This window comes from Blautia sp. An81, from assembly GCF_002161285.1.
In the GTDB taxonomy this organism is placed as follows: Bacteria; Bacillota; Clostridia; order Lachnospirales; family Lachnospiraceae; genus Blautia; species Blautia ornithocaccae.
Window position 1 is genome coordinate 154,433 of the sequence record NZ_NFHH01000001.1, and the last position, 12,645, is coordinate 167,077.

The following is a 12,645-nucleotide window of genomic DNA, read 5'->3' on the forward strand; positions in this document are numbered from 1 at the left end:
GCTCCTTTCTTTTATTATTGGTATATGTTTATTATAAGATGATTATTAGTATATGTCAATAATTAATGATTGGCATTTTTTAATATTTCCAGCACATCTTTTTCATGAAGTTCTTTAAATTTTGCCACTGTGAAAGTGTCGTTTCCCGTTGCCCTTCTGGCCATGTCTTCCAGCTCTTCCACGGGTCTTACGCCAATCTCCAGTTCTCCAATAGAAACCGGCATGTGAATGGAGCGGAAATAATCTACCGTTGCCTGGATTCCCTGGCAGGCAGCTTTTACAGGATCTTCTTCCCGGATGTCCCATACAGTCCTGGCATACTTTGCAAAGCGTTCCGGCTCTTCCATATAGACATACCTGGCCCAGGCCTCCCAGACAGCAGAAAGACTGGCACCATGGGCCACATCATATTTCGCGCTTAATTCATGACTAATCTTGTGAGGCGCAAAGTCCTTTTCTGCACCAAGTCCTGTAATGCCGTTGTGAGAAAGACTGCCGCACCACATCAGTTCGCTCATAGCCTGGTAGTCCTCCTGGTTTTCGAAGGCTTTTTTTCCATTTCTGATCACTGTACGCAGTAGTCCCTGAGCAATCTCATCGGTCATTTCATTTCCCTTGCTGTGGGTAAAATATCTGTCCAGGGTGTGCATCATAATATCTACAATGCCGCAGGTAACCTGATATTTCGGCAGGGTATAAGTAAGCTCCGGATTCATAACTGCAAATTTTACCCGGTTAAACTCTGTACTCAGCCCCTTTTTTCTTCCAATCTTCTCATTGGTCAGCACTGCAGAATCACTCATCTCACTTCCAGCAGCCGAAATAGTAAGCACTACGCCTACGGGAATGCTCTTTTTTAGCTCTACCTTTTCTGTCCAGATATCCCAGAGGTCCAGTTCAGGATTGGCAGCTCCATGTGCAATGCCTTTTGCCGTATCAATGGCGCTGCCTCCTCCTACTGCCAGGATAAAGTCTGCCTGGATTTTCAATGCCTTTTTAGCGCCTTCTTCTGCCAGAGAAAGTCTGGGATTTGGCTGTACCCCTCCCAGTTCCTCCCAGAATATATTTTCATCATCCAGTTCTTTTTGGATTCTTTCCAGAAGTCCGCTTCTTCTGGCGCTGCCTCCCCCATATACAAGGAGTACTCTGGTGCCTCCCCACTTTTTCACAGCTTTACCAGTCTGTGCCTCCGCCCCTTTTCCAAATATGATTTCTGTAGGCGCATAGTATTCAAAACTCTGCATGATCTTCCTCCTCCATCTATTTTATCTACCATCGATTATAGAATATATTTTTCCATTCTGCCATACTGCTGATTATTTTTCGAAATTTTTACCATAATTTTTCTGAATCTATGATACAATAGCAGAAAGAAGAAATTTCTTTATGTATTTTAAAGATGAATATCAGGAGGTGCCGATATGGAATATCGCAAAATGGAAAAATTAGGGGTTTCTACCTCTCTTCTGGGATTTGGCTGCATGCGATTCCCCTTAAATCCAGATGGCTCAATCTGTGAAGAAGAAGCCGAAAAAATGCTGGATACCGCTATTAAGGCAGGGGTAAATTACATAGACACTGCCTACCCTTACCACAACGGAAACAGTGAACCTTTCGTTGGCAGAGTCTTAAAAAAGTATGATCGGAGCAGTTTCTTTTTAGCCACCAAACTTCCTATGTGGGATATTCATTCCATAGATGATGTTAAGAGGATTTTCCAGGAGCAGCTGAACCGTCTCCAGACAGATTACATAGATTTTTATCTTCTTCACTGTCTGGACAAGGAAAAATGGGAAAAAACACTGAATCTGGATGTTATATCTTATATGGAAGAAATGAAAAAACAGGGAAAGATCCGCTTCTTCGGTTTTTCTTTCCATGACGATTTTGAAACCTTTAAAACTATCCTTACCTACAGAGACTGGGACTTCTGTCAGATCCAGTACAATTATGCGGATACTGACATCCAGGCCGGAGACAAGGGTTATGACCTTGCTGAAGAGCTTGGAATTCCCATGGTGATCATGGAGCCTGTAAAAGGCGGTTCTCTGGCCTCTCTTCCCAAAGAGGTCGTCGCTCCCTTTGCAGACTATAATCCGGAAGCCAGCACAGCCTCCTGGGCTCTCCGCTGGGTGGCAAGCAAACCCAACGTAAAAGTAGTTTTAAGTGGTATGTCCACTCCGGAACAGGTAGAAGACAACCTTCGGACATTTCACCCCTTCCGCCCTCTTTCCCTCAAAGAAAAAGAGCTGGTATCAGAAGTTTCCAGACGTATAAAACAGAGGACTAAAAACGGGTGTACCGGATGTGCTTACTGTATGCCTTGTCCTTTCGGTGTGAACATTCCAAAGAATTTCCATATCTGGAACGAGCTGGCCATGTATGGAAACAAGGCCAAGGCAGAGCAGGCATATTTCAAAGATCTTTCTGAAAAAGAACGGGCAGATCAATGTCATGAGTGTGGAAAATGCGAAGAAGTCTGTCCTCAGGGACTTTCCATCCGTGAAAATCTAAAAGAGGCCGCCAAAGAACTGAGTGTTCTTAAAGAAACAGTAGAAAATCCTTCATAAAATCCATAGAAAACAGAAAAGAGAAAGGGCCGCAGCAGCAGTTCTTTCTCTTCTCTGTTATAATTATAATTCAGCGGCAAAGCTCCTTCCGGGAGCCGCCCCCTTTCAAGTCCTTATTTTGTTTCCAGATCAAATCCGAAATATCTCACTGCATTGTTGTAGGAGGTACCTTTCACGATCTTTTCCAGATTCTTCATATCTTTCGGATATTCTCCGTTCTCTACCCATCCCCCGATCAGTTCACACATAATTCTTCTGAAATACTCATGTCTCGGATAGGACAGGAAGCTTCTGGAGTCTGTCAGCATTCCGATGAAGTTGCCCAGCAGTCCCAGGTTTGCCAGAGATGTCATCTGTTTCATCATACCGGTCTTATTGTCATTAAACCACCATGCAGAACCCTGCTGGATCTTTCCGATCGCATCGCTGTTCTGGAAGCAGCCGATAATGGTTCCGATAGTCTCATCATCTGCCGGATTCAGGCTGTAAATAATCGTTTTCGGCATCTTTCCTGTGTCGTTGACTGCATTTAAGAAATCTGCCAGCTGATCAGCCGGTGTATAATTACTGATACAGTCAAATCCGGTATCCGGGCCAAGCTTTGCATACATAGCCTTATTGTTATCTCTCTTACAGCCATAATGGAGCTGCATTACCCAGCCTTTTTCCCCGTATTCCGGGGCCAGGAACAGCATAAAAGCTGTTTTAAACTTGGCAGCGTCTTCTTTGGAAACAGGTGCTCCGGCTAAAGCTCCCTGGAAAATCTTCTCTACCTCTTCCTCAGAAGCAGGCACATACATCACGTAGTCCAGACCATGGTCAGAAACCAGGCAGCCCATGCTGTGGAAGAAGTCAATTCTCTTCTTTAAGGCTTCTTTCAGATCTGCAAAGGTCTTGATCTCTACGCCGGAAACTTCTGCCAGCTTCCGGATATATTCCTGATAGCCCGGTTTTTCCAGATTCATAGCTTTGTCCGGTCTCCATGCCGGAAGAACCTGTACGTCAAAAGACTCGTCCTCTTTAATCACTTTATGCCATTTCAGGTCGTCTACCGGATCATCTGTGGTACACAGAAGGGTAACATTGGACTGTTTAATCAGGTTCCGCACGCTCATAGAATCTTCCTGAAGCTTTGCATTGCACAGATTCCATACCTCTTCTGCTGTCTCGCTGTTGAGAACGCCGGTATAACCGAAAAATCTCTGGAGTTCCAGGTGGCTCCAGTGGAACAGAGGATTTCCGATAGCTTTTTCCAGAGTTTCCGCCCATTTCTGGAATTTTTCTCTGTCCGGTGCATCTCCGGTAATGTAATACTCTTCCACGCCGTTGGAACGCATCTGGCGCCATTTGTAATGGTCGCCTCCCAGCCATACCTGGGTAATGTTCTCAAATTTTCTGTCTTCTGCGATTTCCTGAGGATTAATATGGCAATGATAATCCAATACAGGAACCTGTGCTGCAAAATCATGGTACAGCTCTTTGGCTGTCTCTGTGCTCAGTAAAAAATCCTTATCCATAAATGGTTTCATAATACAAACCTCCTTTTATAATAATTTACAAAATTTTTCAGGTATTTGTCAACATATCCTGTAAGATTTACGAAAAGTTCTAAAAACTGGTTTGTACTGACTTTATACGTAGCCCATCAGACTTGGCAGCCACAGACTGAGCTGCGGGATATAAGTTACCAGCATCAGTACGATAAAGATGGCCAGGAAATACCAGAGAAGCTGGCGGAATACGGTCTCGATCTTCACCTTTCCTACCTTAACACCTACAAATAAGGTAGTTCCCACAGGAGGCGTGATGGTTCCGATACACAGATTGAAGATCATCATAATACCAAAATGGATAGTGTTCATTCCCAGGGCTGTGCATACCGGCAGGAAAATCGGTGTAAAGATCAGGCAGGCCGGTGTCATGTCCATAAAAGTACCTACGATCAGCAGGATAATATTGATAATAAACAGGATCACAAATTTGTTGTCGCTGATAGCCAGCAGGCCCTCAGAAACCAGTGACGGGATATTGGTGAAAGCCATAACCCAGGACATAATGCTGGAAACGCCGATGAGGAAAATAATGATACCGGTCATCTCAGCACTTTCCTTGAGGATCTGGGGGATCTCTTTGAGCTTAATAGATTTATAGCCGAACAGAGACAGGAGCAGACTGTACACCACTGCTACCACAGACCCCTCGGTTGCTGTAAAAATTCCGCCAATAATACCGCCGATAACGATTATGATCAGCAGCAGGCAGGGAATTGCTTCAAGGAGAACTTTAATCTTTTCTTTTCCGGTAAACTTGCTGGTGCTTCTGTAGCCTTTTTTCTTGGCGATAAAATAGATCACCACCATACATGCCAGTCCCCAGAGGATACCCGGGATATAACCGGCCATAAACAGAGCCGCCACAGATGTGCCGCCGCTTACCAGAGAAAAGGTAATCATAACATTGCTGGGAGGGATTAAAAGCCCTGTAGGAGCCGTAGCAATATTGGCTGCTGCAGAAAAGTTCGGGTCATAGCCTTCATCCTTCTCAATAGGACCGATGATGGAACCCATAGCAGAAGCTGCCGCTGTACCGGAACCGGAAATAGCGCCGAAAAGCATATTTGCTACAACGTTTGTGTGTGCCAGTACTCCGGGAGCACGTCCTGTAACTAATTTTGCAAGGTTGATCAGACGGACTGCGATACCGCCCTTATTCATAATATTTCCTGCCAGGATAAAGAAGGGAATGGCCAGCAGACTGAACACAGAGATACCGGAGAAAATTCTCTGGGCTCCTGTCAGAACTGCTACACTGGTATCCATAACAGGCAGGATTGCGCAAATGGAGGAAATTCCAAGGGCAACTGCAATAGGTACACCGGCAATCAGCATGATCACCAGCAGTACCAGAATAATTAAACCTGAAAGTAATGCTGTACTCATATTTTATCTCCTTTCCTATTCTTCCTCTGTCGGCCTGCGGTCAATTCCCATTGCCAGGTCAATGACGATTTCCAGGATTTTCTTCGGAACCCCTGTAAGCTTATCTGCAATAAATCCCATGCGCATATGATCTCTTTCTGACGATCCTTCTGTTCTGGAATTCTATTATCAGCATAGAGACAGCAGTGCAAAAGATCTGGTACATGCTGTCTGCACAAACACAGACTTCTGGGGAAAAGATTTAACAGAAATCCCTGGGTTTGAAGAAGAAGTAACAAGAATCCTGGAGAACATTCAGACCCTGGGAACATATGAGGTAATGAAAAACTGTTTATAGGGCCCCATTCTTAATGACTTTTCTTTTGGAAAGTGCTAAAATGGAAAAGAACTGATGAAACTGAAAGAAAAGAGGTAGAAGCCCATGAAAGTACGTATGGCTCAGGAAAAAGATATAGAAAGGATCCACAGCCTGCTGGCCCAGGTGGCTATGGTCCATCACAAGGGAAGACCAGATTTATTTAAAGCCGGAAAAAGCAAGTATACTGACGAAGAATTAAAAGTCCTTCTCCGGGATGCCAGCCGCCCCATTCTGGCGGCAGTAGATGAAAATGACTGTATGCAGGGATATGCTTTCTGTATTTTTCAGCAATATAAAGACCACAATATTATGACCGATATTAAAACTCTGTATATTGACGATCTGTGTGTGGATGAAACTATGCGGGGCCATCATATTGGGCGGATGCTTTATGAGGCTGCTCTGGATTTTGCACGGGAACATGGCTGCTATAACCTGACACTTAACGTATGGAGCTGCAACGAAAGCGCCATGAACTTCTATCAGTCCTGTGGTCTGAAGCCTCAGAAAGTAGGAATGGAGATCATTCTTTAAAAAGCATGAAAAAACGGCATGAAACAGACTTCTGAAATTTTTCAAAGTTCTGTTCCATGCCGTTTTATACTATTTCTTTACCATTCCAGAAGAGAAGCTCCCCAGGTTAATCCTGCGCCAAATCCAGAAAGGATAATCTTGTCGCCTTTTTCCAACATGCCTTTCCTGTTCATCTCATCTAAAAGAATGGGAATACTTGCCGCTGATGTATTTCCATAAAAATGGAGATTCATAGGGAATTTTTCTTCCGGTTCTTTCATTCTCTTTGCAACGCTGTCGATGATCCTGCTGTTTGCCTGATGGAGAACATAATATTTAATCTCCTCTTTTGAGGTTCCTGTCTTATCCAAAAGAGCTTTGATACACTCAGGGACCTTTTTTACGGCAAACTTGAATACCGGCTGTCCCTCCATATAAATATGATCGGCTTTCTGCTCATTAGGGAATAAAAAGTTGCTGGTTTCCCTTGCCTTACAGGTAAGTACCGGTCCCTGCTGTCCGTCAGAATACTGGACCATATCAATCATGCCAGTCTCTTCTGCCTGTATCACCGCAGCTCCTGCACCATCCCCAAAGAGCACACAGGTACCTCTGTCTTCCCAGTCAATGAGTTTTGACATGGTTTCTGCTCCTATGAGCAATGCCTTTTTATAAATCCCGGCTTTCATATAAGCCTGAATCGTATTCAGCCCGAAAAGAAAGCCTGAGCAGGCAGCACTGAGATCAAAGGCCACTGCATTTACTGCTCCCACAGCCTCCTGGACACAGCAGGCTGTATTTGGGAAAAAATAATCCGGTGAACAGGTGGCCACAATGATCAGGTCCAGGTCCTGAGGGTCCGTCCCTGCATCTTCCAGAGCTTTTTTCGCCGCCGAAACAGACATGGAAACTGTAGACTCTTCCCCGGCAATCCTTCTCTCTTTGATCCCTGTCCGGCTGGATATCCATTCATCATTGGTCTCTACCACTCTGGACAAATCTTCATTTGTTACTTTATGGACGGGAACTGAGCTCCCCGTACCGACAATTCTGGCTGTCATAGCTTTACCTCTATTCTGTTATCGTGTTACTTTTCATTTCAAATATTTTGATATACAAAATATTCTTTTTCTAAGTATACAGTAATTCCTTTTCTTTGTCAATTATCCGGCCCAGAATTCTCGTCATTATATATCTTCTGGATTTCCCGTGAAAGCTCCCGGTTCAGATCGTCCAAGTCAATCCCTACTCCTGGCTGCGCTCCGTAATTATTCGTTGGCTTAGGCCTTTCGTACTGTTTCTGACCCACAACATATTCCTGGGTTCTGTCCATATTCAGCTTCTGCCTTTCCTTTTCTCTGGCCTCATAGATTTCTTCCAGGTCCTCATCGTCATAGTCTTCTGCGTCAAAGTGATCCTTCTTAGGCTTGGTTTTCTTAGAATCGGTTTTCTTAGGATCTGCTTTTTCAGATTCTTTCTCTGTATCCTGGTATCTCCTGCTGCCGCCACTTCTGTGATGTACAGTTTTCTTTACCACCTTTTTCTTCCGTCCCGGCAGACCTCTGCTTCCTCGTCTTGTCAGAGGAGCCTCTGAATTTCTCCGGGTCATGTACGGAAGTGACTGTACAAAGGCCCCAAAAGCCGCCAGTACCAGTCCCAGTAAAAGATGAGCTGCACTGGAATCAACATTTACCATAGACAGCAGCAGCCCCATACCGCCGATACCACCGCATAGAGCCGTAATGACGATCACCATCTGACGCTCATATCCCAGTGCCAGAGTTCCTGCAAAAACACCGATCACAAGAGCGATCAGATGATTCATTGTAGAAGGACTTTCCATGAAAGTAATGACCATGAAATATATAAGGCCGGTACACATTACAAAGACGCCCAGTTTATAAAAAACCCATGCAAGAAAGCAGACGATCAGAGCACATCCTGCTCCGGCTGCCAGAGCCAGCACCCAGTCATTCAGGACATAATAGCCTACTGCAGTGCCTCCTGCCCCTCCTGCCAGAAGACCTAGCAGGCATCCCCAGACCTTTCTTAACCGATATCCCATGAAGCAGTTAAGGAGAGCAAAACCTGCTCCGCCAAAAGTAAAAATGATCAAATATTCTTGAGGTATCTGCTGCCACAGGTTATTTATGATTCCCAAAACCTGTTCTAACTGCATTGTCATAATTTTTCTACTTTCCTTTCAAATAAACATGCTTGATATATTTCAGTGTTTCTCTTTCCCCTCTCTCGGCCAGCATCCGAAGGAGCATCTCCAAATCTCGGTTTGTTTTTTCATGGACAAACCACAGCTTGTCTTTGCTTTTCAGGAAATATTCCAATGGAGCAGCATCTGTATAAGTATCCGGGTGGTAGTTTCTGGAAGCGCTGATACGGTCCATGACCATCTCTGCAATATACTTCCTGGGCATAGGCACTCCCCGGATTACTGTGTCACAGTTAATGCCGTAATCTACCCAATGTTCAAAATGATGCTTATTTCTTCCGTAATGGTGTATCCAGGAGGTAGAAAGGCCTGTGGCCTCTCTCTCTGCATTGTTGGGACTTCTGTTTCCCTGATAATATCTGCATCCCACAGAAAACTCTGTCCAGGAATATTTGGACAGGTCGTGAAGGATTCCCTGCTTATAAAGCCCTATCTTAAAACAGTATTTCATTACTAAAAGCTTGTGCCTTGTAATCGTCTTAAAATGTTGCCAGACCCGCATGCTTTCTCATCCTGCTTTCCTGCTAAAATTATAATGGTTCTTGGTGGAATTTCTATGGTTTTCTCTTTCAAAACTTTCTCTTCCGGTTCAAATTCCCTGCTCTCTTCCTGGTCTGTGGCCATAATCTTTCTCCAGGAAATCTCTTTGGCTGCCCCCGGAAGGGCTATTTCATGGGGCATCCAGTGAAAATTACAGGCCAGAAAGATAAAATCTCTGTCCTGTCCCGCATAATCTCCGCAGTACATAACTCCCAGATATCTCTGACTGCTGCCCCGGTCAAGATACCAGGCCTGTTCTCCATGATAGGAAATATCCGGATATCCCAGGGCCTTATAGTCCGTTCCCTTAGGCTCGGTTTCCATATGGAGAAGGGGATTCTGTTTCCGAAAGGAAACAGCCTTTTTTACAAAGTCCAGAAGCTTTCCGTTCTTTTTCATGCCTCTCCAGTCCACCCAGCCTAATTCATTGTCCTGGCACCAGGCATTGTTATTTCCCCTCTGGGAATTTCCCCACTCGTCTCCCTGGAAGATCATAGGGGTTCCCTGGGAAAACATCAGCATAGCAAAAGCGTTTTTCAGCTGGCGGAAACGCAGCTGCCGGATATTCTGTTTTCTGGTAGGTCCTTCCGCCCCGCAATTCCAGGTGCAGTTGTATTCCAGTCCATCCTGGTTGTTCTCCCCATTTTCTTCATTATGCCGCTCTTCATAGGCCACCATATCTCCCATAGTAAAGCCATCCTGATCCGCCATATAATTGATCACCCCGTTATATGGGGGATTTCTTCTGATACGGAATAAAAATTCTCCCATCATATTCTCATCGCCCTTTAACATATGGCGCATGCAGTAAAGGAAGCCTTCATTATATTCTCCCACATTTTTATAGGTCAGCTTCCTTCCTCCCAATACTGCTTCCCCGTCTACATCATGGAAGAAAAGTTTTGTTCCTGAGAGATAGGCGTCTTTCATAAAGACTTCCTGGCAGATTCCTCTTCCCATAAGATGGAAGCCATCTATATGATATTCTCTCTTCCAGTATTTTAAAATCTCCAGAGCCTCTGAAGGAGAAGTCTCCTCCTCAAAGTAAAATTCCATTAAACATTCCAGACCATTCTGATGGAAAGCATCCACCATATGTTTAAACTCCTGTACAGGATTTCTGGTAGCGCAGAAAGCAGACTTAGGTGCATAGTAACAGGCATCTCCCGTATATCCCCAGCAGTTTATCCTGGGATTTTCTTCTTTCTTTCGCTTCTCTTCTGTATATCCGTACAGATGATCTCTGCGCTTGATCCGCATCCTCTCTCTGTATTCATAGGCCGGCATCAGAAGAACAGCTGTAACTCCCAGTTCCTGAAGATAGGGAATCTTCTGCTCAACTGCCTGAAAAGTTCCTTTTTTCCGTACTCCGGAGCTTCTGTGCATGGTAAAACTCCGGACCTGAAGCTTATAGAGTATAGTATCTGCCAGAGATCTTGGTTCTCTCTTTTCTGCTTTCCATACATAGCGGTCTGTTTTCCATCCACAGCACAAAGTCTCTGAAACTTTTTCTCCGAATCCCTGGGTATTGCAAAGATACCTGGCTCTGGGGTCTTGGATCACTTCTCCTTCTATCTGAAAATTATACCTTATCTCTTCACGGATTCCCTTTACTCTTACAGAGAGGATTTCTCCCTCCCTGCTCTCCTCCGGAAAGGGGATTTCCAGAGTATCTTCTCCCTGCCTGTATAAAAGCAGAGAAGCCTCCATTCCCCGTGGAACTTCTAGGGCAAATTCATAGCCTTCTGATGTCTTCCGGACTCCTGGAAAGCAGGAGCATCCCGGAACAGTCTGTACTTTTTCTTTCTTCTCTCTTTCTGTTGTGTTCAAACCGGCACCTCATTTCTTTTATTCATGGATTACTGATCAGTCTTATTATTTTTTTCTGTACATGCCTTTTCCATATAATCATATACAGCCGGCGCATCCAACTCATCAGCCATGGTGACAATGATGTCCCCCGCCATGAGTATGGTTCTCCCTCTTGGTATCAATTCTGCCCCATTTCTCCTCACCGCCACGATCAGGCAATTTCTGGGCCACTCTATCTGCTGGATCATCTTATTGTGGATCGGGCTGTTATGGCAGACTACAAATTCCTGTAAAATCTTTTCTCCTGTTTTTTCTGTTACCTTCTGTCCCCGTCTTTTCAGCAGACTGTTCAGAAGGCTCTCGTAAATCGGTTCTGACCTTACCCAGGAAGCTACCAGATATGCAGTAATAGAAATCAGGGACATAGACAGCATCTGACTTACCTGCCCTGTCATCTCAAATATCAGTATGATTCCCGTAATAGGCGCTCTTACGATAGCAGTAAAATATCCAGCCATGGCAAGAAGCACGAAATTACTGATATAGGAGGGATCCAGTCCCATATATTGGGCGGCAAAGGTTCCATAACTGCCTCCGATAAGGGCTCCTAAGACCAGAAGGGGAAAGAAAATTCCTCCTGGAGCTCCTGAGCCAAAGGAGATTAAAGAAAACACAAACTTCAGGGCCAGCAGGCCTAAAAGTGTCCCCAGGACCATTTCTCCTCCAGCAGCTGTTTCAATAAGGTCATGACCGCTTCCCAGCACCTGGGGAGCGGCAAGTCCCAGAACGCCGGCCAGAAGAAATGGTATTAAAAGTCTGGTCGTCTCATTCAGCCTCTTAGCCTTATAATACAGGCCCTGGACCCACATTGTCATTTTGTTGTAAAAAGCACCCAGCAGACCTAGGATCACACCAAGTATCACAATATGCCAGTAATACCGGGGCTCAATCTCCAGGCCTATATCAAACTGGAATACCGACTGAAAACCTAAAAGCTGTCCGGAAATATAATCTGCCGTAATCGAAGCTGTCATTACTGAGACCAGAACAGAAACCGAAAAGTTTTTGTGTATTTCTTCCAGAGAAAACATAACTCCGGCCAGAGGCGCGTGAAAAGCCGCTGCCAGTCCGGCGCTGGCGCCGCAGGTGAGCAGATATTTTTCCTCTGTCTTTCCTCTGTCCAAAGCCTTAGACACTGCTTTTCCTGTCATTGCTCCGATCTGGATAGAAGGTCCCTCTCTTCCTAAAGAAAGCCCCGCCAATAGAGAAAGAAAGCCTCCCAGGAATTTAGCAGGCAAAACACGCCACCAGACCTGCTCCAGCTTTCCCATCATCTCCCCTTCCACCTGGGGGATGCCGCTTCCTGAGATCATGGGCTCCCACTTTACAAGTTTTCCCACAATACAGGCCATAACAACCAGCAGAAAAAGCCATGCTGCTGCCGCAGCCGGGTATTCACGGGCATATTGAAGGACCTCTGTCATGGCTTTGCCCGCATACTCCAGCAGAACCCTATACAGCAGCACTACCAGACCGGCTATGATCCCTACCAGAAATCCCTCTGCTGTCAGTATTGTCTTAAAATGCTCTGCTCTTCGGATAATATGGGTGGTATCCTTTTTCACTTTTAAGGACCTCCTTATTAAAAGTATCTGTTGCTCTTTGCCTGTAAAGAGCGGAAATCAG

At 45.0% G+C, this 12,645-nt stretch carries 10 protein-coding genes; 2 read left to right on the forward strand and 8 right to left on the reverse strand.

From position 1 onward, the window contains the following. Nucleotides 1-62 precede the first annotated feature (62 nt). On the reverse strand, nucleotides 63-1,244 hold the full coding sequence (locus B5G33_RS00750) for an iron-containing alcohol dehydrogenase (RefSeq protein ID WP_087416400.1): 1,182 nt from the start codon (nucleotides 1,242-1,244) through the stop codon (nucleotides 63-65). 177 nt (nucleotides 1,245-1,421) lie between these two features. Here B5G33_RS00750 and B5G33_RS00755 point away from each other — a divergent pair, with 177 nt between their 5' ends. Beyond that, nucleotides 1,422-2,570, forward strand: coding sequence for an aldo/keto reductase (locus tag B5G33_RS00755; RefSeq protein WP_087267442.1), 1,149 nt, complete (start codon nucleotides 1,422-1,424; stop codon nucleotides 2,568-2,570). Between the two features lie 113 nt (nucleotides 2,571-2,683). On the opposite strand, the gene uxaC is transcribed toward B5G33_RS00755, so the two are convergent. Next, on the reverse strand, nucleotides 2,684-4,099 hold the full coding sequence (uxaC, locus tag B5G33_RS00760) for a glucuronate isomerase (protein WP_087267439.1): 1,416 nt from the start codon (nucleotides 4,097-4,099) through the stop codon (nucleotides 2,684-2,686). Nucleotides 4,100-4,201: 102 nt separating this feature from the next. After that, nucleotides 4,202-5,509 carry a TRAP transporter large permease gene (locus B5G33_RS00765; RefSeq protein WP_087416401.1) on the reverse strand — a complete coding sequence of 436 codons (1,308 nt, stop codon included), beginning with the start codon at nucleotides 5,507-5,509 and terminating at the stop codon, nucleotides 4,202-4,204. Nucleotides 5,510-5,930: 421 nt separating this feature from the next. Between B5G33_RS00765 and B5G33_RS00770 the strand changes: the two genes are divergently transcribed. Continuing rightward, entirely contained in the window at nucleotides 5,931-6,401 is a 471-nt protein-coding gene (locus B5G33_RS00770) for a GNAT family N-acetyltransferase (RefSeq protein WP_087416402.1), read from the forward strand. Nucleotides 6,402-6,478: 77 nt separating this feature from the next. Here B5G33_RS00770 and B5G33_RS00775 read toward each other — a convergent pair whose 3' ends face one another. From B5G33_RS00775 to B5G33_RS00795, 5 genes are all read right to left on the reverse strand, one after another. Continuing rightward, complete coding sequence (locus B5G33_RS00775; RefSeq protein WP_087267430.1) at nucleotides 6,479-7,441, reverse strand: beta-ketoacyl-ACP synthase III; 963 nt, start codon at nucleotides 7,439-7,441, stop codon at nucleotides 6,479-6,481. Between the two features lie 98 nt (nucleotides 7,442-7,539). Beyond that, nucleotides 7,540-8,565 (reverse strand): hypothetical protein, encoded by a 1,026-nt coding sequence (locus B5G33_RS00780; protein ID WP_087416403.1) that lies wholly within the window; start codon nucleotides 8,563-8,565, stop codon nucleotides 7,540-7,542. Between the two features lie 7 nt (nucleotides 8,566-8,572). Next, complete coding sequence (locus B5G33_RS00785) at nucleotides 8,573-9,109, reverse strand: DUF5662 family protein (RefSeq protein ID WP_087267424.1); 537 nt, start codon at nucleotides 9,107-9,109, stop codon at nucleotides 8,573-8,575. Next, the gene (locus tag B5G33_RS00790) at nucleotides 9,061-10,977 is read right to left on the reverse strand and encodes a glycogen operon protein GlgX (RefSeq protein WP_087416404.1); all 1,917 of its coding nucleotides are present in this window, start codon (nucleotides 10,975-10,977) and stop codon (nucleotides 9,061-9,063) included. Before B5G33_RS00790 ends, B5G33_RS00785 begins: the two co-directional genes overlap by 49 nt. Before the next feature lie 29 nt (nucleotides 10,978-11,006). Then, nucleotides 11,007-12,584 carry a ClC family H(+)/Cl(-) exchange transporter gene (locus B5G33_RS00795; RefSeq protein WP_087416405.1) on the reverse strand — a complete coding sequence of 526 codons (1,578 nt, stop codon included), beginning with the start codon at nucleotides 12,582-12,584 and terminating at the stop codon, nucleotides 11,007-11,009. Between the last annotated feature and the right edge of the window lie 61 nt (nucleotides 12,585-12,645).